The sequence below is a fragment of the Streptomyces sp. AHU1 genome (assembly GCF_045343905.1).
Classification (GTDB): domain Bacteria; phylum Actinomycetota; class Actinomycetes; order Streptomycetales; family Streptomycetaceae; genus Streptomyces; species Streptomyces triticiradicis.
In genome coordinates this window covers 4248195-4272923 of record NZ_CP174283.1, presented here as the reverse complement: position 1 = coordinate 4272923, position 24729 = coordinate 4248195, and the positions used below count along the sequence as shown (strand labels likewise).

At 72.2% G+C, this 24729-nt stretch carries 25 protein-coding genes; 14 read left to right on the top strand and 11 right to left on the bottom strand.

Annotated features, from left to right (window positions below):
• Positions 1-16: 16 nt before the first annotated feature.
• Genes ACICHK_RS19075 through ACICHK_RS19060 form a run of 4 tightly spaced genes read right to left on the bottom strand, consistent with a single transcriptional unit; the run spans position 17 to position 3262 of the window.
• Complete coding sequence (locus ACICHK_RS19075) at positions 17-1009, bottom strand: hypothetical protein (RefSeq protein ID WP_406837867.1); 993 nt, start codon at positions 1007-1009, stop codon at positions 17-19.
• Positions 1006-1959, bottom strand: a complete 954-nt coding sequence (locus ACICHK_RS19070) for a hypothetical protein (protein WP_406837866.1) — start codon at positions 1957-1959, stop codon at positions 1006-1008. Before ACICHK_RS19070 ends, ACICHK_RS19075 begins: the two co-directional genes overlap by 4 nt.
• Positions 1956-2879 carry an ABC transporter ATP-binding protein gene (locus ACICHK_RS19065; protein WP_406837865.1) on the bottom strand — a complete coding sequence of 308 codons (924 nt, stop codon included), beginning with the start codon at positions 2877-2879 and terminating at the stop codon, positions 1956-1958. Before ACICHK_RS19065 ends, ACICHK_RS19070 begins: the two co-directional genes overlap by 4 nt.
• The gene (locus ACICHK_RS19060; protein WP_406837864.1) at positions 2876-3262 is read right to left on the bottom strand and encodes a GntR family transcriptional regulator; all 387 of its coding nucleotides are present in this window, start codon (positions 3260-3262) and stop codon (positions 2876-2878) included. The genes ACICHK_RS19065 and ACICHK_RS19060 overlap by 4 nt, the downstream gene beginning before the upstream one ends.
• A gap of 259 nt (positions 3263-3521) precedes the next feature.
• On the opposite strand from ACICHK_RS19060, the gene ACICHK_RS19055 reads away from it, so the two are divergent.
• The 5 genes from ACICHK_RS19055 (at position 3522) to ACICHK_RS19035 (ending at position 8152) form a co-directional block, all read left to right on the top strand.
• Positions 3522-4064 (top strand): RNA polymerase sigma factor, encoded by a 543-nt coding sequence (locus tag ACICHK_RS19055; protein ID WP_406837863.1) that lies wholly within the window; start codon positions 3522-3524, stop codon positions 4062-4064.
• A complete protein-coding gene (locus ACICHK_RS19050; protein WP_406837862.1) occupies positions 4061-4972 on the top strand; it encodes a zf-HC2 domain-containing protein in 912 nt (303 codons plus the stop codon). Before ACICHK_RS19055 ends, ACICHK_RS19050 begins: the two co-directional genes overlap by 4 nt.
• Entirely contained in the window at positions 4969-5829 is an 861-nt protein-coding gene (locus ACICHK_RS19045) for an ABC transporter ATP-binding protein (protein ID WP_406837861.1), read from the top strand. Before ACICHK_RS19050 ends, ACICHK_RS19045 begins: the two co-directional genes overlap by 4 nt.
• Complete coding sequence (locus tag ACICHK_RS19040; protein WP_406837860.1) at positions 5826-7397, top strand: ABC transporter permease; 1572 nt, start codon at positions 5826-5828, stop codon at positions 7395-7397. Before ACICHK_RS19045 ends, ACICHK_RS19040 begins: the two co-directional genes overlap by 4 nt.
• Before the next feature lie 113 nt (positions 7398-7510).
• A complete protein-coding gene (locus ACICHK_RS19035) occupies positions 7511-8152 on the top strand; it encodes an ABC transporter (protein ID WP_406837859.1) in 642 nt (213 codons plus the stop codon).
• Between the two features lie 36 nt (positions 8153-8188).
• On the opposite strand, the gene mshD is transcribed toward ACICHK_RS19035, so the two are convergent.
• Positions 8189-9115, bottom strand: a complete 927-nt coding sequence (gene mshD, locus ACICHK_RS19030) for a mycothiol synthase (protein WP_406837858.1) — start codon at positions 9113-9115, stop codon at positions 8189-8191.
• Between the two features lie 350 nt (positions 9116-9465).
• Between mshD and ACICHK_RS19025 the strand changes: the two genes are divergently transcribed.
• Positions 9466-11262, top strand: coding sequence for a bifunctional metallophosphatase/5'-nucleotidase (locus ACICHK_RS19025; RefSeq protein WP_406837857.1), 1797 nt, complete (start codon positions 9466-9468; stop codon positions 11260-11262).
• A 179-nt stretch (positions 11263-11441) separates the two neighbouring features.
• Here ACICHK_RS19025 and ACICHK_RS19020 read toward each other — a convergent pair whose 3' ends face one another.
• From ACICHK_RS19020 to ACICHK_RS19005, 4 genes are all read right to left on the bottom strand, one after another.
• The gene (locus ACICHK_RS19020) at positions 11442-12872 is read right to left on the bottom strand and encodes an ATP-binding protein (RefSeq protein ID WP_406837856.1); all 1431 of its coding nucleotides are present in this window, start codon (positions 12870-12872) and stop codon (positions 11442-11444) included.
• Complete coding sequence (locus tag ACICHK_RS19015) at positions 12872-13603, bottom strand: response regulator transcription factor (RefSeq protein ID WP_151472723.1); 732 nt, start codon at positions 13601-13603, stop codon at positions 12872-12874. The genes ACICHK_RS19020 and ACICHK_RS19015 overlap by 1 nt, the downstream gene beginning before the upstream one ends.
• Before the next feature lie 80 nt (positions 13604-13683).
• Complete coding sequence (locus ACICHK_RS19010; protein WP_406837855.1) at positions 13684-13863, bottom strand: hypothetical protein; 180 nt, start codon at positions 13861-13863, stop codon at positions 13684-13686.
• A gap of 14 nt (positions 13864-13877) precedes the next feature.
• A complete protein-coding gene (locus ACICHK_RS19005; protein ID WP_406837854.1) occupies positions 13878-15110 on the bottom strand; it encodes a S1C family serine protease in 1233 nt (410 codons plus the stop codon).
• 471 nt (positions 15111-15581) lie between these two features.
• Here ACICHK_RS19005 and ACICHK_RS19000 point away from each other — a divergent pair, with 471 nt between their 5' ends.
• A complete protein-coding gene (locus tag ACICHK_RS19000) occupies positions 15582-17342 on the top strand; it encodes a trypsin-like serine protease (protein WP_406837853.1) in 1761 nt (586 codons plus the stop codon).
• Between the two features lie 111 nt (positions 17343-17453).
• Here ACICHK_RS19000 and ACICHK_RS18995 read toward each other — a convergent pair whose 3' ends face one another.
• Positions 17454-18476, bottom strand: a complete 1023-nt coding sequence (locus ACICHK_RS18995; RefSeq protein WP_151472720.1) for a LacI family DNA-binding transcriptional regulator — start codon at positions 18474-18476, stop codon at positions 17454-17456.
• A gap of 23 nt (positions 18477-18499) precedes the next feature.
• Entirely contained in the window at positions 18500-19318 is an 819-nt protein-coding gene (locus tag ACICHK_RS18990; protein WP_406837852.1) for a winged-helix domain-containing protein, read from the bottom strand.
• 254 nt (positions 19319-19572) lie between these two features.
• Between ACICHK_RS18990 and ACICHK_RS18985 the strand changes: the two genes are divergently transcribed.
• The 7 genes from ACICHK_RS18985 (at position 19573) to ACICHK_RS18955 (ending at position 24543) form a co-directional block, all read left to right on the top strand.
• Positions 19573-20457: an alpha/beta hydrolase gene (locus ACICHK_RS18985; protein WP_406837851.1), complete on the top strand. Its 885-nt coding sequence runs from the start codon at positions 19573-19575 to the stop codon at positions 20455-20457.
• A gap of 75 nt (positions 20458-20532) precedes the next feature.
• Positions 20533-20787: a MoaD/ThiS family protein gene (locus ACICHK_RS18980; RefSeq protein WP_151472717.1), complete on the top strand. Its 255-nt coding sequence runs from the start codon at positions 20533-20535 to the stop codon at positions 20785-20787.
• An 8-nt stretch (positions 20788-20795) separates the two neighbouring features.
• Positions 20796-21950 (top strand): hypothetical protein, encoded by a 1155-nt coding sequence (locus tag ACICHK_RS18975; RefSeq protein WP_406837850.1) that lies wholly within the window; start codon positions 20796-20798, stop codon positions 21948-21950.
• A 170-nt stretch (positions 21951-22120) separates the two neighbouring features.
• Positions 22121-22864 carry a DUF2993 domain-containing protein gene (locus ACICHK_RS18970; protein WP_406837849.1) on the top strand — a complete coding sequence of 248 codons (744 nt, stop codon included), beginning with the start codon at positions 22121-22123 and terminating at the stop codon, positions 22862-22864.
• Between the two features lie 283 nt (positions 22865-23147).
• Positions 23148-23228 (top strand): putative leader peptide, encoded by an 81-nt coding sequence (locus ACICHK_RS18965; RefSeq protein ID WP_350310325.1) that lies wholly within the window; start codon positions 23148-23150, stop codon positions 23226-23228.
• A 150-nt stretch (positions 23229-23378) separates the two neighbouring features.
• On the top strand, positions 23379-24224 hold the full coding sequence (locus ACICHK_RS18960; protein WP_406837848.1) for a sulfurtransferase: 846 nt from the start codon (positions 23379-23381) through the stop codon (positions 24222-24224).
• Positions 24225-24255: 31 nt separating this feature from the next.
• On the top strand, positions 24256-24543 hold the full coding sequence (locus ACICHK_RS18955; RefSeq protein WP_003953525.1) for a DUF1416 domain-containing protein: 288 nt from the start codon (positions 24256-24258) through the stop codon (positions 24541-24543).
• The last annotated feature ends 186 nt before the right edge of the window (positions 24544-24729 follow it).

The following is a 24729-nucleotide window of genomic DNA, read 5'->3' as shown; positions in this document are numbered from 1 at the left end:
CCGGCACCGCCGCCGGTTACGAATGGCGCCGGCGCAGCAGGGCGAAGGCCGCGGCGGTCGCGAGCCCCGCGAGGGCCAGCAGCAGACCGCTCTCCACGAGCTGGAGGGGCCAGAAACGGGACTCCGGCTGGTACGTCGTCCAGAAATCGGCCATCCCCGACCGCTCCAGGCACCTTTCGAGGGCGGTGCCGTCGGTTCCGACGCAGGACCAGTCGGTGACCAGGCGCTCGCCGCCGCCGGTGACGGCACCGTGTTCGAGGACCAGGGAGCCGTACGGGACCTGGAACGCGGCCTGCCCGGTCGCCGTCACGGCGGGCCACAGGCTCATCCGGAACCCGTCCAGCACCTCGTGCAGGACGTACGCCGCGGCGAGGGCGGCCGCGGCGGCGGGCAGGGCCCTGCGCAGGACCAGGCCCGCGAGCGCGCCGAGGGCGAGGCCCGCGAGGGCGTACGCGACGGCCACCGGCCCGGAGGAGATGAAGACGTTCGTGTTGAACCAGCCGCCGGACAGGCCCCTGCTTTCGGCATGGCGGGTCCAGTTGCCGAGCAGGAACGCCAGTGTCGTGCCCGCCGTGAGCAGGACCGCGGGGACGGCGAGCCTGGTGGCGAGCCAGCGCGCCGGGGTGACGGACTGGGTCCAGGCCAGCCGTGCCGTGCCGCTCTCCAGCTCGCGGCCGGTCAGCGCGGCACCCGCCCAGGCCGCGACCGCGTACATCAGGTACGTGACACAGCCGGAGACCAGGGCGAGGCTGTAGCTGTAGACCTTGTGCGCCGTGGTCTCCCGGAAGGGTCCGCAGTCCAGCGGGAACGGCTCCCCCGCCTCGCAGCCGCCGACGAAACGGGTGGTGGGTCCGGCGGAGTGCATCCAGATCAGGGCCGCCGCGACGATGAGCAGGGCGGCGCCCCAGACGTACAGGGCCGTGCGGTGCAGGCGCAGCACGGTCCAGGTCAGGCCGGACGGGCGGTACGGGGCCGGGCCGGACGGGCGCCGGCCGGTCAGGGTGCTCATGAGGTCGACCTCTTCCTCAGGACGCCGAAGGCGACGGCGACCAGGATCACGGTGGCGGCCAGCAGGACGCCGGTCTCCAGGAGCTGGCGGGGCCAGTAGTCGGGGGAGGGAAGGTACTGGCGGGTGAAGCGGACGACGTCGTGCCGGGCGAGACACGCGTGGCTGTCGTAGCAGCCCGGGTCGGGGATCTCCTTGCCCGTGGAGGTGATCGCCCGGCTCCGGACGGACAGTTCGGGCTGCTGGTAACTGCCCTGGAAGGGCCAGGAGTTCGCGCGGAACGCGATGACCGCGTACTGCGCGGTGCCCGCGACGGCGAGGGCGGGCAGGGTGCGGCGCAGCGCGAGACCGGCGACGGCGCCGACGGCCAGTCCGAGGAGCGGGGCGGCGACGGTGGCCGGGCCGATGGCGAAGTACAGGGCGCGCGGTCCGATGCCGGCCAGCAGGAGATTGGCGTGGGCGCTCCACAGCATCCGGTACAGCACGACCAGCAGACCCGTGCCGGCTGTGACCACCAGCGCGGGCACCGCCAGTTTGGCGGCCAGCCAGCGGGCCGGGGTGACGGACTGGGTCCAGGCCAGGCGCGCGGTGCCGTTCTCCAGCTCGCGTGAGGTCAGCGAGCCGGCCGCGAACACGGCGACGGCGAAGGAGGCGATGTTCAGCAGGGAGACGGGGTCCTGGAAGAGGTCGTTGTAGGAGCCCGAGAAAGGCGAGCCGATGATGCCGGAGGTCCAGGCGTCCTGCTGCACACCCGCGTAGCCGTACGTGTCGAGCAGGTGCTGCGTGTGGTCGGCGCCGGGGCCGTACAGCCACAGCAGCAGTCCGGCGGTGAGCACGACGAAGCCGGTCCAGATCCACAGCGCGGTGCGGTGCAGCCGCAGGACCGTCCAGACCAGGCCGCGCGGCGCGGGCAGGGCGCGGAGTGCGGGAGCCGTCGGGGCGGCGGCGCTCATCGGGCCACCGCCTCGGGGGCCGGGGTCGTGCCGGGGGTGAGCAGCGCGGGGACGTCCGGGGACCGCAGATGGGCGAGGACCAGTTCCTCCACGGAGGGGCGTTCGGCCTGCCAGCGCTCGTCCACCGGTCCGTCGTCGCGTATCAGGGCGGTGAGGCCGCGGCCGGCGGGGCGGGACTCGACGACAAGGTGCGGGGCGAGGTCGGCGGGGGTGCCGCGGCCGGTCACCACGGTGTGCGCGAGGAGCAGGTCGTCCAGGCCGCCGCCGAGCCGGACGCGTCCGCCCCCCAGGAGCAGCAGGTGGTCGCAGGCGTCGGCCAGTTCGGTGACGATGTGCGAGGACATCAGCACCGTGGTCCCGCGTTCGGCCGCGTCCGCCATCAGGGTGCCCAGCAGTTCGTGGCGGGCCAGCGGGTCCAGGTCGGCCATCGGTTCGTCCAGCAGCATCAGATCGGGCCTCTTGCCCAGCGCGAGGGCGAGCGCCACGCGGGTCCGCTGGCCGCCCGACAGCTTCCTGACCTTGGTCCCCGGGTCGAGCGAACCCTGCTCCACGATCGCGGCGGCGTACGCGGCGTCCCAGTGGGAGGGGTTCAGCTCGGCGCCCAGGCGCAGCGTCTCGGCGATCGTGAGCTGGGGGTGCAGGGGCTTGTCCTGGGCCAGGTAGGCGATGCGCTCGCGTGCCTCGGCCGGCCCGGTGCCGAGCACGGTGAGGGCGCCGGCGGCGGGCCGCAGCAGCCCGGCCGCCGTCGCCAGCAGCGTCGACTTGCCCGCGCCGTTGGGGCCGACGAGGGCGCTGACCCGCCCGGCCGGGAGGCGGAAGGAGCAGTCGTCCAGGGCCGGGGCGGAGCGCCGGCCGTGGCGCACGGTGAGACCGCGCGCCTCGACGGCGACGGCGGATCGGGTGGTGCTGGTGGAACTCACTGGTCCCCCTTCGGGAAATGTGCGTCCAGTACGGAGGCGAACAGCGCCGCCACGTCCTCGCGGTCAAGGCCCGCGGTGCGGGCGCTGCGGGCCCAGGCGTCGAGCTCCTCGCGCAGGGGCGAGTCGGCCGGGGCCGCGCCGAGCGTTCTGCGGACGAAGGTGCCGAGACCGCGCCTGGCCTCGACCAGCCCCTCGCGCTCCAGTTCGCGGTACGCCTTCAGGACGGTGTTCGGGTTGATGGCGGTGGCTTCCACGACCTCGCGGGCCGTGGGGAGCCGGTCGCCCGGTTCGAGGAGGCCGAGCCGGAGCGCCTGCTTCGTCTGCTGGACGATCTGGACGTAGGTGGCGACGCCGCTGCGCCGGTCGATGCGGTACGTGACCACTCGGACAACCACCCTTTCACTAATTGAGTAGTGAAAGGGTGGTGGAAGGTGGTGGCCGGGGTCAAGTCGAGGGCGGGCGGAAGGCGTTGCTCCGGCGTCGGATCCGGGCGCGTTCCGGTACTGGATCCGAGCGTGCTCGGGTGGCGAACCCGCTGGTGGACGCGGTGATGGAGCCGACCGTCCGTCAGGTGTGCGAGGGCGTTGGAAAATTCCCGGCCGATGTGTGAACCGATCGGCCGGGCTCGTCCGATGAGGGGATGTGAGGGAAACGAGAAGCGACGGAGAGCTGCTGCGGGCCATCGCGGCGGACGGGGACCGTCGTGCCTTCGAAGAGCTGTACCGGAGGTACGCGCCATGGCTGGCGGCGCGCCTGCGCGGCCGGTGCGCCGACGCCGGGATCGTCGACGACGTCGTCCAGGAGACCTTCCTCGCCGTGTGGCGCGGCACCGCCCGCTACCGCGAGGAGGGCGACCCGGCCGGCTGGCTGTGGCGCATCGGCTCACGGCGCCTCGTCGACACGATGCGCGGCGACGGCGCGCGCGGCCGGCTCCGCAGCGCGCTGGCCCGGCTCCGGCACCGTGACGAGGCCTCGGCGGAGGAACGCGTGCTGGCGGGCGTCGAACACGGCGACCTGGCGGGCGCGCTGACCAGACTCTCGCCCGAACTCCGGGCGGTGCTCCAGGCCACGGTGATCGACGGGCTCACCACCAGGGAAGCGGCCGTCCTGCTCGGCATTCCGCCGGGCACGGTCAAGACGCGGGCACTGCGTGCGCGCAAGCAGTTGCGGGAGGCGTTGGCATGAGCGACGACCGTCACGGAAGCGACGGCAGTGAGACGAGCGGAGAAAGCCGTACGACCTGGCACGTGCCGGAGGACGACCTCCGGGCCTATGTACGGGGCGAGTTGGCGGCACCCCGCCTGTGGTCCGCCGACACCCACCTCGCCGCGTGCGCGCGCTGCCGGCAGACGCTGGCCTCGGTCAGCGACCCAGTCGCCCTGGACGCCGGCTGGGAGCGGCTCGACGCCGAGCTCGACGCCCCGCGGCCGGGTCCGGTCGAGTGGCTGCTCGTCCGGCTCGGCGTCGCCGACCACACGGCACGGTTGCTGACCGCCTCCCCCGCTCTGCGCCGCTCCTGGCTGGGCTCGATCGGCGCCCTGCTGGTCATGACCGTGGTCGCCGCCGACGCGGTGCGGGCCGGCGCCACACCCATCCTCTTCCTGGCCCTCGCGCCGCTGCTCCCGCTCGCCGGGGTCGCGGTGTCCTACGGCCCGGGGATCGACCCGACCTACGAGATGGCGGTGGTCTCGCCCCTGCACGGCTTCCGGCTCCTGATGATCCGCACGGTCGCGGTGCTGACCGTGTGCCTGGGACTCAACGGCCTGGCGACCCTCGCCCTCCCCGCCTACGGACTGCACGCCCTGGCCTGGCTGCTGCCCGCCCTCGCACTCACAGCGACCGGACTCGCGCTCACCTCCCGGCTCGGTCCTGTCCTCGCCCCCTCGCTCGTCGCCGGCGGCTGGGTCGGCCTGCTGGCGGTGGCCCGGGCGACCACGGAGCCCGATGCCACGCTCGCCCCGTTCACCGCGGCCGGGCAGAGCGTCTCCGGGGCCGTCGCGGTACTGGCCGCCGTACTCCTCTATCTCGCGCGGGACCGGTTCGACGCGTCGCGCCTTCCGTTCACCGACTTCACCGACAGGAACGCAGCATGATTCCCACCGTCTCGGCCTCCGGCCTGAGCCTCCGCTTCGGCGGGACGCACGCGCTCGACGACGTCTCGCTCCGCCTCGGGGAAGGAGTCACCGGACTCCTCGGGCCCAACGGCGCCGGAAAGACGACCCTGTTGCGGGTGCTCGCCACCGCCGTGCCCGCCGACCGGGGCTCCTTCACGGTCCTCGGCCACGACCCGGGCACCACCGCCGGACGCCTGGACGTGCGGCGCGCGCTGGGCTACCTCCCGCAGACACCCGGGTTCCACCAGGACTTCTCCGCCTTCGAGTTCGTCGACTACGTGGCGATCCTCAAGGAGCTGACCGACCGCACCGCCCGGCACCGCGAGGTGCGCCGGGTGCTGGAGGCCGTCGGCCTGTCCGATGTGCGGGGCAAGCGCATCAAGCGGCTGTCCGGCGGTATGCGCCAGCGGGTCGCGCTGGCCGCCGCACTCGTCGGCGACCCCGGCTTCCTCGTCCTCGACGAACCGACCGTCGGCCTCGACCCCGAACAGCGCATGCGCTTCAGGGAACTCATCGCGCAGGCGGGAGAAGGACGCACCGTCCTGCTCTCCACCCACCAGACCGAGGACGTCGCGATGCTCTGCCACCGGGTGATCGTCATGGACGCCGGCCGCATCCGCTTCGAGGGCACCCCCGCGGAGCTGACCGAGCGAGCCGCCGGCCGGGTGTGGAGCAGCACGGAGCGCGATCCCTCGGCCCGGGCCGGATGGCGCACCGGCACGGGAGCCTTCCGCAACGTCGGCGATCCGCCCGAGGGCGCCGACCTCCTCGAACCGACGCTGGAGGACGGCTACTTGCTCACTCTCGACACCCGGACCGCGGAGGTGGCGGCATGAGCGCCGGCACGGACACGATCACGCAGGCGGCTCCCACGGGGGTGGAGCCGCCTGCCGGGGGCCGGGAGTCCCGGTCGGCCGCGGTCCTGGCCCTCGCCCGCTTCGAGGCACGCGAACTGCTGCTCCAGATCCCGGTCCTGCTCTTCCTCGTTCTGTACGTCGGCTACACCGGCTGGAGGTTGTTCCTCGGGGGTGACGGCCAGGACGACTTCCCGATCCTCCATGAGGTCGACCGGAACACCCAGCAGGCGCCCCTGCTGCTGGCCATCGCCGTGTTCGTCTGCGTCAACCGCGCCGTGCTGCGCTCCCGCAGGCAGTCCACAGACCAGAACTTCGACATCCTGCCCATGGAGCACTGGCGGCGTACGGTGGCGCACGCGCTGTCCGTCCTGCCTTTCGCCGCGATCACCGCGCTCGTCGTCGGCTTCCAGTTCACCTGGGCCGCGCTGAAGCCGGGCGCGGTCGGCCAGGGCTCGCCCGCCGAACTGGTCGTGGGCCCGCTGCTGGTCCTGCTGGCCGGTGTCCTGGGCGTCCTGCTCGCCCGGGTGATACCGGTCGGGTTCATCGCACCGCCCTTCGTGATCGGCGCGTTCGTCCTCAGCACCCTGGTCTCCGCGCTCACCCAGGGGAAGCACTGGGTGCGCTGGCTCGGGCCGGTCGTCACGGAGGAGGGTGCCAGCCCGTTCCCCTCCGAGCTGCTGGGCCGCCCGGCCGCCTGGCACGCGCTCTATCTGGTGGGACTCGTGGTCCTGCTGCTCTGCGTCGCCGTGCTGGTGAGCGGTGGCCGGACGAGACTGGTCAAGGCGGTGACCGCCCTCGCCCTCGCCGCGACGGCCGTCGGTGTGACCGGGCAGTCCCCGGACGTGCCGGCCTCGCTTGTCGAGGCCCGCACCAAGGCGTCCGTGAGCCCGGAGAAGGAACAGACCTGTGTACGGCACGGACGGTCCACGTACTGCGCCTTCCCGGAGTGGAGCGGCCGCACCGCCGACTGGGCCGAGGCGGTCGACCGCATCCAGTCCCGCGCGGGCGGTTCCGCCGGGGGCGAGCGGCTGACCGTGCGCCAGCGGATCGACGCCCGCGACGGCCTCGAGAGCGACGCCGCGATTTCCCCCTCCACCACTCCCGGACATGTCACCGTCGGCACGCGCTGGGGCGGCAACCGCCTGCCCGAGTTCGCGGTCGGTGTCGCCTCGGTCCTGGTCACGGGCACCGAGGAGGAGGCCGGAAGGGTGTGCGACGCCCGCGTGGTGACCACCATGTGGCTCGCGCTGAGCGCACAGCCGGACCCGATGCGGTCCCTGCGCGATGTCCGGCTCGACGACAGCATCAAGGGCTCCGCCGTCGCACTGGCCCCCACAGGCCCCGTCTCCATGTCCGCCCAGCAGACCACCGTGGTGCGCGAACTGCTCCGGAAGCCGCACTACAGCGTCGCCGCGAAGGTGAAGGCGCACTGGACGGAGCTGACGTCCCCGAAGACGTCCACGGCACGGGTGGCCGAACTGCTCGGCGTCCCGGTCAGTGGCAAGGGCACCGCGGCCGACTCGGGGAGTGGCTCGTGCGAGGAGTAGTGAAGAGGGTGAGAGAGACTTCCGCAGGTGGTCCTGGTGGTCCTGGTGGTCCTGGTGGTCCTGGCGGTCCCGGTCGGCCGGTGAAAGCCGCCGAGGCACCTCCCGTGCACGTCGTGGCCCGTGCACTGCTCCGCCCCGTGTGGCGCAGCCTGCCCCTGTGGGCCCTGGCGACAGGGGCCGTCCTCGGGCTGCTGCTGGCCGGCGCGTCCAGGACGGTCTCCGGTCCACCGGACCCGTGGCTGTGTCTGAATCTGCTGCGGGCCTCCGCCCTCGCCTTCGCGCTGGGGCTGGCCTTCCTGCTCGACGACCCGGCCCGGCACACCACGGCCACGGTGCCGGTCAGGCGCCCGGTGCGGACCGGGCTGCGGCTGGTGCTCGTCGTGCCGTTCATGGCGCTGTGCTGGACGGCCGCGCTGTTCCTCGTGCCCGCCGAGGGCCGGCCCCCGATGGGCGGGATCACCCTGGAGGCGGCCGCCCTCATGGTCCTCGCGCTGGCCTGGGCGCTCGTCGCCGTGCGGCACTCGGAGGCCGGTGAACCGGGGATCGCGATATCCGCCGGCCTCCTGGGCGTGTTCTTCGGTGCCGCCCTGCTGCTCCCCGAACGCTGGGTGCTCTTCGTCGGGCCGTCCGACCCGCACTGGGACGACGCGCACCGGCGCTGGGCGGGTGTCCTGGTCGTGGCGTCGCTGGTCGGGGCCCGCTCCCTGGCCGAACCCCTGCGGCGACGCCGGACGGCCGTCCTCGCCCACCGCTGACCTCGGCCTCCGGAGCGGTGCTCGCGCACCGAGGGCTCAGGACTCGGTCCGGTACATCAGGTCCGTCTCGTGGGTGACGAAGCCGAGGCGCTCGTAGACGGAGACCGCCGCCTTGTTGTCGGCGTCGACGTAGAGCATCGCGGTGGGCAGGGTCTGGGCGGCGAGGTGGCGCAGTCCGATCGTGGTCAGCGCCTTGCCGAGGCCGCCGCCCTGGGCACCGGGACGCACGCCGAGGACGTACACCTCGCCCAGTCCCTCCTCGGCGTGCACCTTGGTCCAGTGGAAGCCGACGAGTTCCTCGTCGCGGAAGGCGAGGAAGAAGCCGGCCGGGTCGAACCACGGTTCGGCGGTCCGGTCGTCCAGGTCGCGCTGGGTGAGGGAGCCCTGCTCGGGGTGGTGGGCGAACGCGGCGGCGTTCACGGCGAGCCAGGCGGCGTCGTCCTGGCCCGGTACGAAGGTCCGGACGGTCACCCCCTCCGGCAGCTTCGGCTCGGGCAGGTCGAGGCCCTCCAACGGGCGCCGCATCTGGCGCAGTTCGCGGAAGAGGGTGAGGCCGAGGACCTGCGCGAGGTGCCGGGCGGCGGAGTGACCGCCGTGCGCCCACACCCGCAGCCGTTTCCCGGACTCGTTGAGCATCGCCGTACCGAGCGCGCGTCCGTGACCGTGCCCCCGGTACGCAGGATGGACGACCAGTTCGGCGGCCGGAGCCTCGACCGGGTCGGTGTCCTCCAGCTGTGCGTAGCCGACCAGTTCGCCGCCGACGGTCAGCAGCAGATGGCGGACGCCCTCACGGCTCCCGCCCCTCAGCTGAAGCCGTCCCTGCTCGGACACGGCCTGCTGTCCATCGGTCCGGGCGGAGTCCGAGAGCAGCCGGAGCACGTCCTCGGCCTGGGCCGGGGAGAGCGCGGAGCAGGCCTCGATGGAGCGGGAGAAGGCGAAGGGTGCCGCGTCGTCGCTGGTCATGCATACGAGGGTACGGCCCGGCGGTGGGGGGACAAGGAGTTGGGCGACGTGGACACGGGGCGTGGCGGGGAAGGGCCGGCCGGGGAGACCGAAGGGTGTCTTCGCGGGCCGGGGCGGGAGATCGAGGCGCGCCCGGTGGCACCCGGCGGACGGCGGTGACGTGATGGTCGGTTTCCGGTGTCGTGATGGCAATCAGCCCGTAACCACGAACCCCCTTCCGCGCTACGCGCGTTGATTCTAAAGTGCGTGCAAAACCAGGGTTGTTCATCAGCCCGCACACGGTTCGCACCACCCGCTCGGCTCACGCACGGCACACCGTTTCGACCTCTCACCGTTCTCCAGGGGGAACCATGCCGCCCACGATCCTGTCCAGACGCACTCATCGCCTCCTCGCGGCCGCCGCCGGTCTCGCCACCGTCGGGGCGCTGGCCGCCGCGATGCCGGCGAGCGCGCACCAGGACAGGGCGACACCGACGCACCACCACGGCAGCGGCCGTTACCAGGACGTCCAGTTGCTGTCCTTCAACGACCTGCACGGCAACCTGGAGCCGCCGACCGGTTCCTCGGGCCGGGTCACGGAGCTGCAGGCGGACGGCACGACGAAGACCGTCGACGCGGGTGGTGTCGAGTACCTGGCCACGCATCTGCGCGACGCCCGCAAGGGCAACAAGTACTCGATCACGGCGGCCGCCGGTGACATGGTCGGCGCCTCCCCGCTGATCTCCGGCCTCTTCCACGACGAGCCGACGATCGAGGCGCTCAACGGCCTCGACCTCGACGTCACTTCGGTCGGCAACCACGAGTTCGACGAGGGTGCCAAGGAACTGGCCCGGCTCCAGAAGGGCGGCTGCCACCCGACGGACGGCTGTTACGACGGCAAGAAGTTCGAGGGCGCGGACTTCCCCTACCTCGCGGCGAACGTGACCGACGAGAAGACCGGCAAGCCGATCCTCAAGCCCTACTGGGTGTGGAGGAAGAACGGCGTCAAGGTCGGCTTCATCGGCGTCACGCTGGAGGGCACGCCGAACATCGTGTCCGCCGAGGGCGTCAAGGGCCTGAAGTTCGGCGACGAGGTCGAGACGATCAACAAGTACGCCAGGGAACTCCAGCGCCAGGGCGTGAAGTCGATCGTCGCGCTGATCCACGAGGGCGGGTCGCCCGCGTCGACGGCGTACAACTACGACTGCGACAGCCCCGGCGCCGGTGACGGCATCTCCGGGCCGATCGTCGACATCGCGAAGAACGTCACGCCGGCGGTGGACGCGCTGATCACCGGCCACACCCACCAGGCGTACGCGTGCACCATTCCCGACCCGGCGGGCAAGCCCCGCATGGTCACCTCGGCCTCCTCCTTCGGCCGGCTCTACACGGACACGACACTGACGTACGACCGCTGGACCGGTGACATCGCCCGCACGGCGGTGAAGTCCGCGAACCACGTGGTCACGCGCGATGTCGCGAAGGCCGCCGACATGACGACGCTGGTCACCAAGTGGAAGGCGCTCGCCGCGCCGGTCGCCTCGCGCCCCCTCGGCTACATCGCGGGCGACATCGGCAACACCGGAACCGAGTCCCCGGCCGGCGACCTGATCGCCGACGCGCAGCTCGCGTACGCCAGGTCCGTCGACCCGGAGGCCGACCTCGCGTTCATGAACCCGGGCGGCATCCGCGCCGGACTCACCTACGCGGCGAGCGGCGGTGAGGGCGACGGGGTGGTGACCTACGGGGAGGCGTACACGGTCCAGCCGTTCGCCAACACCGTGAACCTGGCCGACCTCACCGGCGCACAGGTGATCACCGCGCTCCAGCAGCAGGTCAGCGGCGCCAACGAGGCATCCCCGAAGATCCTCCAGATCTCCAAGGGCCTGACGTACACGCTCGACCTGACCAAGACCGGCGCGGCGCGTGTCGTCGCCGGCTCGGTCAAGCTCGACGGCACCGCGATCGACCCGGCCGCCACCTACCGCGTCGCGATGAACTCCTTCCTCGCGGGCGGCGGCGACGGCTTCGCCGAGCTCGGCAAGGGCGGCAACGTCCGTGTCGGCGGAGACGACCTGGCGGCCCTGGGCGCCTACCTGACGGCCAACTCCTCGGCCACGACGCCGTACCCGGTCCCGGCGGCGGACCGCATCACGATCGTGAAGTAGCCGAGGACCGCCGGCCGGTCCCCCCGACCGGTTCGTCGGCGGACCCCTCGGCGGACCCCTAGGCGGGTCCCTCGGCCGGTCCGGCGTCCGTCCGCCGGACGCCGGACCGGCCCGTGCGCCGAGGACGAGCGAGCCCCCACCCGTGGCCGGGTGGGGGCTCGCTCGCGACCGGGAGCCGGTCAGGGCACGTCGGGCGGGGCCGTCGGAGCCCCCGGGAGCCGTACGGCCGCGATCGTGCCGCCGCCCTCCGCGGGACGCAGCGCCACCTCGCCGCCGCACTGCTGGACCGTGCGGGCCACGATGGACAGGCCGAGGCCCGAGCCGGGCAGGGCCCGCGCGTCCGGGGAACGCCAGAAGCGGTCGAAGACGTGCGGGAGTTCGTCGTCGGGGATGCCGGGGCCGTGGTCGCGCACGGTCAGCTCGCCGTCCTTCAGCCGGACGTCGACCGTGCCGCCCGCGGGGCTGAACTTCACCGCGTTGTCGAGGACGTTCACGATCGCCCGCTCCAGGGCGGAGGGCTCCGCCCGGACGAACCAGGGCTCCAGATCGGCGGTGATCGTCAGTTCCGGGCCGCGCAGCCGGGCCCTGCGCAGGGCCGCTTCCACGGTGTCCCGGAGCGCCACGACCTCCACCCGGTCGGCCGTGTGCCCCGCGTCCGACCGCGAGAGCGTCTGGAGGTCGCCGATCAGCGCCGCCAGCTCGGTCATCTGCGCCGTCACCGAGGCGAGCAGCGCCTTGCGGTCCGCCGGAGGGATCGGGCGGCCGGTCTCCTCGCTGCGGGTGAGGAGTTCGATGTTCGTGCGCAGGGAGGTGAGCGGTGTCCGCAGTTCGTGCCCGGCGTCGGCGATGAGCTGCTGCTGCAGCTCGCGCGAGCTCGCGAGGGAGGCGGTCATCGAGTTGAAGGAGCGGGAGAGCCGGGCGATCTCGTCGTCGCTCTCCTCGTCCACGGGGATGCGGACGGTGAGGTCCTCGGTGCGGGCGACGTGCTCCACGGCGTCCGTGAGCTCGTCGACCGGGCGCAGCCCGGCCCGCGCGACCCAGAGCCCCGCCGCTCCGGCACCCATCACTCCAAGGCCGGAGACGAGCAGCAGGACCAGCGCCAGGTCGTTGAGCGTGGACTGGGTGCTCTTCAGGGAGACGGCGATCATCAGCCCCACGTCGGGGCCGGGCTGTCCGTCGGCCGTGGTGGTGGCCAGCGGCTTGACCATCACGCGCACCGCGTCGCCGTCCTCGTCGGTGCCGTCACGGAAGTAGGCCTTGTCGAGATCGCCGTTCTTGATCACGTTCTTGTCGGACCGGGTGACCTTGACCTTGCCGACGGAGTTCTCGAGGGCGCAGGCGGTTCCGTCCTCCTTGACCACCTGGACATAGTTGTTCCGGAAGGGTGGAAGGTTCTTGTCCGGGGTCGCGCTGCAGTAGTTGAGGGCGTTGAAAATCTCCGGCCCCGGGGCTCGTATGCCCCTGCGCAGGTCGTTGTCGACCTGCTCGTACAGCTTGCCCTGGACGATGAACCAGCACGTCACCGAGACCGCCGCCACCGCGAACGCCACCGCCGACGCCACCAGCAGGGCCAGGCGTGAGCGCAGGGGCAGGGTCCTGAACCTGCGCATCACTCCGCGCCGCCGGACCGCAGCACGTACCCCACGCCCCGCACCGTGTGGACCAGGCGGGGCTCGCCGCCCGCCTCCGTCTTGCGGCGCAGGTACATGACGTAGACGTCGAGGGAGTTCGACGACGGCTCGAAGTCGAAGCCCCAGACGGCCTTCAGGATCTGCTCGCGGGTGAGGACCTGGCGCGGGTGGGCCAGGAACATCTCCAGCAGGGTGAACTCGGTGCGGGTGAGTTCCACCGGGCGCCCCGCCCGGGTGACCTCGCGCGTCGACAGGTCCATGCGCAGGTCGCCGAAGGCCAGCGCGTCGTCCTCGACGGCCGCGCCCGCGGACGCCGCGTACGAGCTGCGCCGCAGCAACGCCCGGATGCGGGCGAAGAGTTCGTCGAGCTCGAAGGGCTTGACGAGGTAGTCGTCCGCCCCGGCGTCCAGCCCGGTGACCCGGTCGCCGACCGTGTCCCGGGCCGTCAGCATGAGGATCGGCGTGGTGGTGCCCGCGCCGCGCATCCGGCGGGCCGCGGTGAGGCCGTCCATGCGGGGCATCTGGATGTCGAGGACGACCAGGTCGGGCTGGTAGGAGATCGCCTTCTCCAGGGCGTCCGCGCCGTCGACCGCGACCTCGGTGTCGTACCCCTCGAAGGCGAGGCTGCGCTTGAGTGCGTCGCGCACGGCCGGCTCGTCGTCGACGATCAGGATGCGCTGGGTGTCACGGTCGCCTTCGGCGGAGCTCATGGGCGTCGGGTTCCTCGGTTGGGATGGGGCGTGATCGGGTGCTTTCAGCCTCGCACGTTCCTCGGCCGTCCCGGAATGGATCAGCTTCGTACGGTGCGGCGGCGGCCGGAGGCCCGGTGCTGCTTGGGACGGGAGACGGCGGGGGCCAGTTCGGCGGCGCGCCGGACGGGCGGGTGCAGCTCGCGGGCGACCGCCAGGGCGAGGCCGAGTGCGGCCGCGTCCCCCGCGGCGGCGGTGTGCTGGACGCTCTTGATCATCATGGCGGCCTCCTGACCTAGTTGTCGGAACCGCCGGCCCGCAGCGCGGCCAGGTCGGACTTGACGGTGTTGATCGGGATGGCGAAGCCGAGGCCGACGCTGCCCGCGCTCGACGAGGAGGACGAGGAGTCCGAGGCGGCCGAGTACATCGCGGAGTTGATGCCGACGATGTTGCCGTTCATGTCGATGAGGGCGCCGCCGGAGTTGCCCGGGTTGAGCGAGGCGTCGGTCTGCAGGGCCTTGTACGTCGTCGTGGAGGAGCCCGTGTCGCCGTTGAACTGCCGGCCGCCGAACTCGAACGGCCACTGGCCGTTGCCGCCGCCCTGCTGTTGCTGCCCCTGGTTCTCGTCGGTGGAGACGGTCACGTCCCGGTCGAGGGCGGAGACGATGCCGCTGGTGACGGTGCCGGTCAGGCCCTCGGGGGACCCGATCGCGACGACCTGGTCGCCGACCTGGACGCCGTCGGAGTCGCCGAGCGTGGCCGGCTTCAGACCGGAGGGCGCGTCGTCCAGCTTGATCAGCGCGAGGTCCTTCTTGCTGTCGGTGCCGACCACGCTCGCGGTGTACGACTTGCCGTCGTTCAGCTGCACCTTGATCTGGGAGGCGCCCGAGATCACGTGGTTGTTGGTGATGATCTCGCCGCCGGTCGTGATGATCACGCCCGAGCCGGTGGACGAGCCCGCGTTCGAGGTCGCGCCGATCTCGACGATGCTCGGGCTGACCGCCTTGGCGACGCCGGAGACCGTGCCGCGCTGGCTGGTGGGCACCACGTTGGCGCTGGTGGTGCTGGAGGTGGCGACGGTGTCGTTGCCGGTCAGCTCCTGGAAGGCGTACGCGGTGCCGCCGCCGATCGCCGCGGCGACGATCGCCACGGCGGCGAGCAGGGCGAACGGCCCCTTGGCGCGCCTCCGGCCGACCGGGGCGGCCGGGGCCGCGGGGGTGTCGGGGCCGCCGGGGCCGCCGGGGGCCACCGTGGCGAACACCGCGGTGGTGCCGACGGGGTCGGGCTCGGGGTAGCCGCCGTAAGGGCCGGCGGTGTGACCGCCGCCCCCGCCGCTGCCGCCGTGACCGGCCCCCGGCCACACGGTGGTGCCCGGCTCGACGTGGACCGGCCCGGCCGGGTCGTACGCCGGCGGCGGGGGCCACTCGGGGTTCACGGGGGAGGAGGGGTGCGACTGCTGCTCGGGGTACGCGGACCCGTGGTGGTCGCCCTGGGGGTACTCGCCGCTGCGGCGGAAGCTCTCGGTCATGAAAAAAGACTGTCGCCCGATCATGAGAGCTCCCTGAGTGGCCTCTGAGAAGCCCGACAGAACCTCGTATGCCCGATATAAAGACGCTTCCTGCGAGCCGTCTGAGAGACCCCTGCGGGCAACGTGAGAACCACCTGTGCGTCCACGCGGGGTGCGCGCCGGGCGGTCGTGCCGCGCTTTCGCCGTGTATCCGGCCGTGCACCCCGCGTGGTCCCGTCCCGCTCCGGCGAACGGCGGGTTGCGTCCGGGTGATGTCCCGGAACGCCGGGGGCGAACACTCTTTTGACCGCTGTGAAGGCCGTGTGTCCGGGGGCGGCTGGTGCCTACCATTCCCGGGCCGGAGGGGGGCTCCGCGGTTACGCCCGATGTCGATGCGCGCGCTCGCCGTCGACGGTCGGGCCGGTGCGTCGTACGCCCTTCCCGGGCTTCGGACGAGAAGGAACACCCACGCACCCACACCAGGAGTCCTGAGTGATACCTGCCCTGCGCGACCGCTGGAGACGCCCCGCCACGGCGTTGCCGACGGCCGCTCTCGCGCTGGCGCTGACCTGCGCGGGCGCCCTCGCGGCACAGCCCGCCTCCGCGGCCGGTGACCCGGCCGGACCGCCCGGCGCGAGCGTCGCCCGGTCCACGGCGGCGGCACCCGCGCCGACCGCCTCCGACCAGGAGCTGCGCCACCGCGTCGTCGAGGCCGCCAAGACCCGGGCGACCCCTGGCACCGCGCCCAGGAAGACGCCGTTCATCATCGGCGGCAGCGAGACGACGATCTCCTCCGCGCCGTGGATGGTGCAGCTCTCCTACTACGACAGCACGGCGGGGACCGGCTATTTCTGCGGCGGCACCCTCGTCGCCCCGAACAAGGTCCTGACCGCGGCCCACTGCGTCGCGGGTCTGGACTGGACGGACAACGGCGCGGTCGTCGCCGGTGCCACCGGTCTGCTGGACAGCGCCAACGGCACCGTCGCTGGCGTCTGGCGCCAGTGGAGCCACCCGCACTTCAACGGCTCGACCCTCCAGAACGACGTCGCGGTCCTCACCCTGGACCGTCCGCTGGAGCAGCAGTGGGCGAAGCTGGCGGCCGCGGGCGACACCGCCTACTACCAGCCCGGCAACAACGCCACCGTCTACGGCTGGGGCCTGACCTCGGGCGCCGCGGACGCCGGTCTGTCGGCGAACCTGCGCAAGGTCACCCTGCCGCTGGTGAAGGACGCGACCTGCGACAGCGCGATGAAGACCGTCCTCGGCGAGGACGACTTCATCGAGGGTTCCATGTTCTGCGCGGGAACCCCGGCCACCGGTGTCGACGAGGGCACCAAGAGCCCGTGCAACGGTGACTCCGGCGGTCCGGTCATGTTCGGCGGCAAGATCATCGGCATCGTCTCGTGGGGTGTCTCCGGCTGCACCGCCAAGGGCGCCTACCCGGTGTTCACCAAGGTGTCCTCGTACACCTGGGCGGCCCAGCCCCGCATCGACGACACGGACCTGACGTTCGACGGGCGCGCCGACCTGCTGGAGCGCACGCCCTCCGGCGGGCTGTTCGAGCAGGACAGCAAGGGCACCTCGCTCACCACGCGCGCCTACCAGGGCAACGGCTGGCAGAACGCGAGCTGGGTCCTGCAGGCCGATCTGGACCGGGACTTCTACCAGGACCTGATCATGCGGGACAAGGGTGACGGCAAGCTCTACCGCAGCTACATGAACCACGGCTCGGGCCAGTTCGAGTGGATGCAGATCAGCTCGGTGTGGGGCGGCTACAAGTCGTACGCGGTCCCCGGCGACCTGACCGGTGACGCCCGCCCCGACCTGGTCGCGGTGGACGCGGACGGATCGGTCTACCTCTACCCGGGCAAGGGCACCGGCCAGTTCTACGGCCGCGTCAAGATCGTCGACAGGGCGTGGAAGAACGTCAGGATCTTCGGTCACGGCGACCTGTCCGGCGACGGCCGCGCCGACCTGCTGGTCCGCAACAGCTCGGGCGTCCTGTACCTCTACCGGGGAACGCAGGTCGAGCACGCTCCGTTCGCGGCGCGCATCCAGGCCCGTACGGGCTGGAACTTCACCTCGTACGTGGCCAACGGCGACGTCACCGGTGACGGCATCGCCGACGTGATCGCCCGCGACCCGGGCGGCACGCTCTGGCTCTACCCGGGCACGAACAAGGCCTCCAGCAGCCTCTTCGGTACCCGCAAGAGCCTCGGCACCGGCTTCAACCAGTACAACCTGCTGTTCTAGGTCCCGCCAGGCCCGGTACGGCGCAAGGAGGATCCCCGCGTCCCCTCAGGGGCGCGGGGATCCGCGCTGTCGTGCGGGGTGGAGGGGTGAGGGGCGCGGGCCGCCGGGGGCCTACTCGCAGCCGCAGGACTGGCGCACCACCAGGCGCGAGGGGAACAGCTTCAGCCGCTCGCGGCGGGAGCCGGGCACCCGCAGCCCGTCGTCCAGGACGAGGTCCACGGCCGCGCGGGCCATCGCCGAGCGGTCCGACGCGATCGTCGTCAGCGGGGGGTCGGTCAGGGCCGCTTCCTTGACGTCGTCGAACCCGGCGACCGCCAGCTGCCCCGGCACGTCGATGCGCAGCTCGCGCGCGGCGCGCAGGACCCCGATCGCCTGGTCGTCGGTGGAGCAGAAGATGGCCGGCGGCCGGTGCGGTCCGGCGAGCAGTTCGAGGCCGACCTTGTAGGCGTCGTAGCGGTTGTACGGGGCCTCGAAGAGGCGTCCCTCGGTCGGCTTGCCGGCCTCCTGCATGGCGCGCCGCCAGCCCTCGACGTGGTCGGAGACGGGGTCGCCGACGGCGGGGGTCTCGGCCGTGCCGCCGAGGCAGGCGACATAGTCGTACCCGTGCTCCAGGAGGTGCCGGGTGGCGAGCTGGGCGCCCCCTATGTCGTCGGTGACGACGGCGACGTCGTCGATCGCCTCGGGGCGCTCGTGCAGGAGCACCACCCGGGCGTCCCAGGCGTCGATCTCGGCGGCCGCGTGGTCGTTCAGCGCGTGGCTGACGAGGATCAGCCCGGAGACCCGCATGCCGAGGAAGGCGCGCAGATAGTGGACCTCGCGCTCGGCGACGTAGTCGGAGTTGCCGACCAGGACCATCTTCCCGCGCTCGGCGGCGGCCTGTTCGACGGCGTGCGCCATCTCCCCGAAGAAGGGCTGGCGCGCGTCCGGCACGATCAGGCCTATGAGCTCCGTCCGCCGCGAGGCCATGGCCTGGGCGACCCGGTCGGGCCGGTATCCCAGTTCCTTGATCGCGGCGAGAACGCGCTCGCGCGTGGCCGGGGCGACCGGCCGGGGTCCGTTGTTGATGACGTAACTGACGACGGCGGTGGAGGTACCCGCCAGCCGTGCCACATCATCCCTAGTCACCTTGGCCACGCGCGGAGTCTACGCGGATGGACCTACCTCTGGGCAGGGCGTACGGCAGCTTCCTGGGGCTGCGCGGCGGCCCGCGTGGGAGCGGTCCCCTCCGGGTGCGCCGTCTCGTCCGCATCCTCCGGCTTTGGCCGGGCGGCCTGGGCCTTCGCCTCGTCGGCCCCGCGCTCCACCTTCTCCGGGGTAACGAATCGGTAACCGACGTTCCGGACGGTTCCGATCAGCGCCTCGTGCTCGGGCCCGAGCTTCGCGCGCAGGCGTCGCACGTGGACGTCGACCGTGCGCGTACCGCCGAAGTAGTCGTAGCCCCAGACCTCCTGCAGCAGCTGGGCGCGGGTGAAGACCCGTCCCGGGTGCTGCGCGAGGTACTTCAGGAGCTCGAACTCCTTGAAGGTGAGGTCGAGCACCCGGCCCTTGAGCTTGGCGCTGTAGGTCGCCTCGTCCACGGAGAGGTCGCCGTTGCGGATCTCCATGGGGGAGTCGTCGTTGACGATCTGCTGACGGCCCATCGCGAGTCTGAGGCGCGCCTCGACCTCGGCGGGACCCGCCGTGTCGAGGAGGACGTCGTCGATGCCCCAGTCGGCGGTGACGGCCGCGAGACCGCCCTCGGTCACGACGAGGACGAGCGGACAGCCGGGGCCCGTGGAGCGCAGCAGCTGGCACAGGCTGCGGACCTGCGGGAGGTCACGCCGTCCGTCGATCAGGATGACGTCGGCACCGGGGGTGTCGACGAGGGCCGGGCCCTCCGCCGGAGCCACGCGCACGTTGTGCAGCAGCAGGCCGAGAGCGGGAAGCACCTCCGTCGACGGCTGGAGGGCGTTGGTCAGGAGCAGCAGAGAGCTCATCGAGCCTCACCCGCCCGGGTCGTCCTGCCTTCGTGCACGGTTCGCTCGCCCATAACGTCTGGTTCCTCCTCGGTCCCTGCGAGGACGTTTGCGGCACTGCTCTGTACGTGCGGCTCCCGCGATCCCAGGGATCCGCCGTGCCTCCGAAACCCCGTACACCTGCGGTTTCCCGCTTCGTATACAACGCTCTTGAAAGCACAAAAGGACCCGGGGGCTACTCTGCCCGAGTCCTCATGCCCAGCAGAATAGCCCACATGAGCCCAGGTCCGGCAGGTCACATGACGCGATCCTCCAAGATTCCACGCCTTGAGACGGCGTCGCGCGCCCCCTCACGGAGGTTTCTGCGTACGACCGACGGGGTGACGATCGACGCGGCCCACGACCCCGGAGCGAATCCGTCCGGTCACCTCGCGTTCGTCGTCGCGCACGGGTTCACCGGTGACCTGGACCGTCCGCACGTCCGCCGCGCGGCCGGTGTCCTCGCCCGCCACGGGGCGGTGGTGACCTTCTCCTTCCGCGGTCACGGAGCCTCCGGCGGCCGCTCCACGGTCGGTGACCGCGAGGTCCTCGACCTGGCGGCGGCGGTCGCCTGGGCGCGTGAACTCGGGCACACCCGGATCGTGACCGTCGGCTTCTCGATGGGCGGCTCGGTGGTGCTGCGGCACGCGGCGCTTTACGGGGAGAAGTGGCCCGGGGACGGGACGGGCGGGCGGGAGTCCGCCCGGGAGCGCGAGGAGCGCGCGCGGGCCCGCACGGACGCGGTGGTCTCGGTGAGCGCGCCGGCCCGTTGGTACTACCGGGGTACGGCCCCCATGCGGCGGCTGCACTGGCTGGTGACCCGTCCGGAGGGCCGGATCGTGGGCCGGGTCGGTCTGCGGACCCGTATCCACCACCGTGACTGGGACCCGGTGCCGGCGTCCCCGGTCGAGTGCGTCCCGTACATCGCGCCGACCCCGCTCCTCGTCGTCCACGGCGACCGGGACGGCTATTTCCCCCTCGACCACCCGCGGGCGCTGGCCGAGGCCTCCGGCGGCCACGCCGAGCTGTGGCTGGAGCACGGGATGGGGCACGCCGAGAACGCGGCCGCCGACGGCCTGCTCACCCGGATCGGGGACTGGGGCGCCGCCCACGCGGGCTAGCCTGGCGGGGTTCACGCAAACAGGTGCGCGGACACCACACACCAGAGCACACCAGATCGCTGATTGAGGAACGAGATGGCAAAGGGCACGGTGCGTTACTGGGCCGCCGCCAAGGCCGCGGCCGGCGTCGACGCCGAGCCGTACGACGCGGGCACGCTGGCCGAGGCACTCGACGCGGCCCGCGAACGGCACCCCGGCGAATTCGTCCGCGTCCTGCGGCGATGCTCGTTCCTGATCGACGGTGATCCCGTGGGGACCCGCGGGCATGAGACGGTACGGCTGGCCGAGGGCGGCACGGTCGAGGTGCTCCCGCCGTTCGCAGGAGGGTGAGCGAGACGATGAGCAACCAGCCGTACGAGGGTCGCCGCGAGGCGTACGACCCGTATCAGCAGCCGCAGACGCGCCAGGAGCCCCAGCAGGGGGCCGACTGGCCGCAGCACACCCAGCAGTGGGAGGGGCGGACCTGGGAGACGCAGGCGCAGGCGCCGGTCCAGGGGGCCGACCCGTCGTACCTGCCTCCGGGGGGCTACCAGGCCTACGGCGAGCCCCAGGGGTACGGCGGTGTCGCGGGGGCGACCCTGCCGCCCGAGGCTCCGGACCGGCCGTGGAACCCGGAGGGCGCTCCGGCCGGTGCCGGGGCAGCCGGTGCCGACGTCCCGGCGCCCGACGGCGGGGCCCTCCCCGAGAGCGGGGCCGACGTCGCCTACGGGCCCGCCACGGTCGCCGGCCAGAGCCGGCTCACCGACGCGCAGCGCGCCCGTGCCGAGGGACGGTCGCCGATCATCGAGCCCGGGATCCAGCCGGCCGCGCTGACGGCGCTGCTCGCGCTGCTGCTCTCCGGGACGGCGGCGGTCGGCCAGTACGCGCTCGTCGCCCCGCTCGTCCTGCTCCAGGCCGTCACCGCGGCGGGCTGGTTCCGGCTGAACGGCATGTGGCCCGCCCGGCAGGGCATCGCGCTGGCGTTCCTGGGCGCGGTGACCGCCGACGTGGCGCTGCTCGCGGCCGGCCGGGGGAACGCGCCCGCCGCGATCCTCGGCACCCTCGGCGTGTGGGTCCTGCTGACCCTCGTGCTGCAGCTGCGCAGCCACGCCGACCCGGACACCCGGATGTACGGCCTGATGGCGACCGTCGCCTCCGCGGCGCTGGCGATCATCGCGGCCGGGCACCTGGCGGCGGAGCCGGACGCCGTCACGGTGGGCGCGGCGGCCGTCGCCGCGGCGATCCTGGTCCGTGCGCTGCCGCTGCCCACGGCGGCCTCCGTGGGCGTCGCGCTGCTGGCCGCCGCGGGCGCCGGCTTCGGGGTCGGGGGGATGACGGACCTGGGCACACAGGGCGCCTTCCTGGGCGCTTGCGTGGGCGTCTGCGCGCTGATCGGGCACCGGGTCGCCAGCTACGACTACCCGTCCCGCTTCGTCCACTTCACCGCGGGCGTGGCGCTGCCGCTGGCCGCCGCCGCTCCGGCGGTCTACCTGCTGGGCCGCGCGCTGGGCTGACCCTCCGGTCGGGCGGTCGGCTCCGGTCGTCCGGCCGCCGCCGATTCGTCACAAGTGATCGACAACCACCTCGAAGGGCCCCCGATCCGGGGGCCCTTCGGGGTTAGGCTCGCGTTCGGTGGCCACTCGGCCGTCCAGACGGGGCCGTCCCAGGTGAGGGAACAACGAGCATGCGCGCACTGCGAATAACCCTGATCCTCTTAATCGTTCTCGGCGGACTGTTCGTGCTCGCCGACCGGGTGGCGGTCTGGTTCGCGGAGGACGAGGCGGCGGGCCGGATCAAGAGCAGTGAGGGCCTCGCCTCCACCCCCGACGTGTCCATCGGGGGCTTTCCGTTCCTCACCCAGGTCGCCTCGGGCGAACTCGACGACGTGAAGATCGGCATCAAGGACTACGAGGCGCCGACCGGCGGCACGGGCTCATCCGCCGGCACCATCCGCATCGACGACCTCGACGCCGAGATGCACGGCGTCACCTTCAGCGGTGACTACAGCTCCGCCACCGCCGACAGCGCCACCGGCACCGCGTCGATCTCGTACGCCGAGCTGCTCAAGGCCGCCAAGTCCGAGCCCGTGGAGGTGGCGCCCGGGGTCAAGGCCCAGGTCATCGGCCTCTCCGACGGCGGCAACGGCAAGATCAAGGTCACCGTCTCCGGGACCGTCCTGGGCGCCAAGCTGCCCGAGCCCGTCTCGGTGCTCAGTTCCGTGAGCGTCTCCGGCGACACGGTGAAGGTGCACGCCGACTCCCTGCCCAAGCTGGGCGTCCAGCTCGCCGAGGGACGGATCCGTTCGATCACCGACTTCCAGCAGAAGATCGAGGAACTGCCGGGCGGCGTCAAGCTCGACAAGGTCGAGGCCGCCCCGGACGGCGTCGAGATCTCGGTGAAGGGTTCGGACGTCAGGCTGGTCGGGTAGAAGGCCCCACCGGAGCCCCGGGGCCCGTCGGTCCGCGAGCCGGACAGGCACGTCACGGGGATCCGGTGGGCCCGTCGAAGGGCCCTCGGAGGAGGGCTGTCCGAAAGGCGAGACAGCCCCGTCCGTACCGCAGATGGGCCGATGCGACGGGGACGGGTCCGGGCCCCCGGAAGCCGTGCGATCCGGGCGTCGGCGGCATTCCCGTTTCGCAATACGGACGATCGCGTCTCACCATACGACACACCGGTGACATGCCCGCCTGTCCGTCCCTACGATCGGACCCATGAAGCGACAGGCGGATCTCACGAAGCGGCGGGCAGTAGACCTGTGCCGCGTCGCCGCCATGCTCTGTCGCACCTTCTGAGCGGAAGCGTCCCGTCTTCCGCGAGCCGGGCCCCTGGACCTCTCTTGTCCGGGCCACGATTGCGCCGCGCACGCCCTCACCGGCATGCACCGCACCGCGCACCCTCTCCAACGCACCACCCCGCCGCAACTGCCCCGGAGGAGAACGAGCATGAGCCGCAACGACGTCCTGGTAGACGCCGACTGGGTCCAGGACCACCTGGACGACCCGAGCGTGGCGATCGTCGAGGTCGACGAGGACACGTCGGCGTACGAGAAGAACCACATCAAGAACGCCATCCGGATCGACTGGACCAAGGACCTCCAGGACCCGGTCCGCCGTGACTTCATCGACCAGGAGGGCTTCGAGAAGCTCCTCTCGGCCAAGGGCATCGGCAACGACACGCTGGTCGTCCTCTACGGCGGCAACAACAACTGGTTCGCGTCCTACGCCTATTGGTACTTCAAGCTCTACGGCCACGAGAACGTGAAGCTCCTCGACGGCGGCCGCAAGAAGTGGGAGCTCGACTCCCGCGACCTGGTCGACGGCTCGCAGGTCCCCGAGCGCGCCGCCACCGAGTACAAGGCCAAGGCCCAGGACACCTCCATCCGCGCCTTCCGCGACGACGTCGTCGCCGCGATCGGTTCGCAGAACCTGGTCGACGTCCGGTCGCCCGACGAGTTCAGCGGCAAGCTGCTCGCCCCGGCGCACCTGCCGCAGGAGCAGTCGCAGCGTCCGGGCCACGTCCCGAGCGCCCGCAACATCCCGTGGTCGAAGAACGCCAACGACGACGGCACCTTCAAGTCGGACGACGAGCTCAAGGAGCTCTACGCCGCCGAGCAGGTCGACCTCGCCAAGGACACGATCGCCTACTGCCGCATCGGTGAGCGTTCCGCGCTCACCTGGTTCGTGCTGCACGAGCTCCTCGGTGTGCAGAACGTCAAGAACTACGACGGCTCCTGGACCGAGTACGGCTCCCTCGTCGGTGTGCCGATCGAGCTCGGCGCCAACAAGTAACCCCCCAAGGCCTGAAGGACGGAATCGAAATATGTGTGGAGCGAAGGCCGGCGGCCCCGACGCCTCGACGATCAAGCCCGGTGAGACCACGATCCAGGGTCAGGTGACCCGCGACGGCGAGCCGGTGACGGGCTACGTCCGTCTGCTGGACTCGACCGGCGAGTTCACCGCGGAGGTCCCCACCTCCGCGACGGGCCAGTTCCGCTTCTACGCGGCAGAGGGCACCTGGACCGTCCGCGCGCTGGTGCCCGGTGGCACCGCCGACCGCACGGTCGTCGCCCAGACGGGCGGCCTCTCCGAGGTCGCGATCGCCGTCTGAACGGCGGACCGCCGTCGCTGACGGCAGTCGACTGAACGGCCGAAGGGCCGCACCCCCGGGGGTTGGACGCTTACCGGATCGGGGTGCGGCCCTTCGGCGCGTCCGGCTCTCCCGTCCCGGCCGCCCCGGTCCGCGCTCCGGGCCCTCCGGGCCCGTCGGCACTGCGCCGGACGGGTTGTCCGGGCC

Bases quoted from the DNA above. Each gene is read 5' to 3' on its own strand.
- ACICHK_RS19075 (WP_406837867.1), bottom strand. From the start codon at position 1,009: ATGAGCACCCTGACCGGCCGGCGCCCGTCCGGCCCGGCCCCGTACCGC.
- ACICHK_RS19070 (WP_406837866.1), bottom strand. From the start codon at position 1,959: ATGAGCGCCGCCGCCCCGACGGCTCCCGCACTCCGCGCCCTGCCCGCG.
- ACICHK_RS19050 (WP_406837862.1), top strand. From the start codon at position 4,061: ATGAGCGACGACCGTCACGGAAGCGACGGCAGTGAGACGAGCGGAGAA.
- ACICHK_RS19045 (WP_406837861.1), top strand. From the start codon at position 4,969: ATGATTCCCACCGTCTCGGCCTCCGGCCTGAGCCTCCGCTTCGGCGGG.
- ACICHK_RS19040 (WP_406837860.1), top strand. From the start codon at position 5,826: ATGAGCGCCGGCACGGACACGATCACGCAGGCGGCTCCCACGGGGGTG.
- mshD (WP_406837858.1), bottom strand. From the start codon at position 9,115: ATGACCAGCGACGACGCGGCACCCTTCGCCTTCTCCCGCTCCATCGAG.
- ACICHK_RS19025 (WP_406837857.1), top strand. From the start codon at position 9,466: ATGCCGCCCACGATCCTGTCCAGACGCACTCATCGCCTCCTCGCGGCC.
- ACICHK_RS19020 (WP_406837856.1), bottom strand. From the start codon at position 12,872: ATGCGCAGGTTCAGGACCCTGCCCCTGCGCTCACGCCTGGCCCTGCTG.
- ACICHK_RS19015 (WP_151472723.1), bottom strand. From the start codon at position 13,603: ATGAGCTCCGCCGAAGGCGACCGTGACACCCAGCGCATCCTGATCGTC.
- ACICHK_RS19010 (WP_406837855.1), bottom strand. From the start codon at position 13,863: ATGATGATCAAGAGCGTCCAGCACACCGCCGCCGCGGGGGACGCGGCC.
- ACICHK_RS19005 (WP_406837854.1), bottom strand. From the start codon at position 15,110: ATGACCGAGAGCTTCCGCCGCAGCGGCGAGTACCCCCAGGGCGACCAC.
- ACICHK_RS18990 (WP_406837852.1), bottom strand. From the start codon at position 19,318: ATGAGCTCTCTGCTGCTCCTGACCAACGCCCTCCAGCCGTCGACGGAG.
- ACICHK_RS18985 (WP_406837851.1), top strand. From the start codon at position 19,573: ATGAGCCCAGGTCCGGCAGGTCACATGACGCGATCCTCCAAGATTCCA.
- ACICHK_RS18980 (WP_151472717.1), top strand. From the start codon at position 20,533: ATGGCAAAGGGCACGGTGCGTTACTGGGCCGCCGCCAAGGCCGCGGCC.
- ACICHK_RS18975 (WP_406837850.1), top strand. From the start codon at position 20,796: ATGAGCAACCAGCCGTACGAGGGTCGCCGCGAGGCGTACGACCCGTAT.
- ACICHK_RS18970 (WP_406837849.1), top strand. From the start codon at position 22,121: ATGCGCGCACTGCGAATAACCCTGATCCTCTTAATCGTTCTCGGCGGA.
- ACICHK_RS18965 (WP_350310325.1), top strand. From the start codon at position 23,148: ATGAAGCGACAGGCGGATCTCACGAAGCGGCGGGCAGTAGACCTGTGC.
- ACICHK_RS18960 (WP_406837848.1), top strand. From the start codon at position 23,379: ATGAGCCGCAACGACGTCCTGGTAGACGCCGACTGGGTCCAGGACCAC.
- ACICHK_RS18955 (WP_003953525.1), top strand. From the start codon at position 24,256: ATGTGTGGAGCGAAGGCCGGCGGCCCCGACGCCTCGACGATCAAGCCC.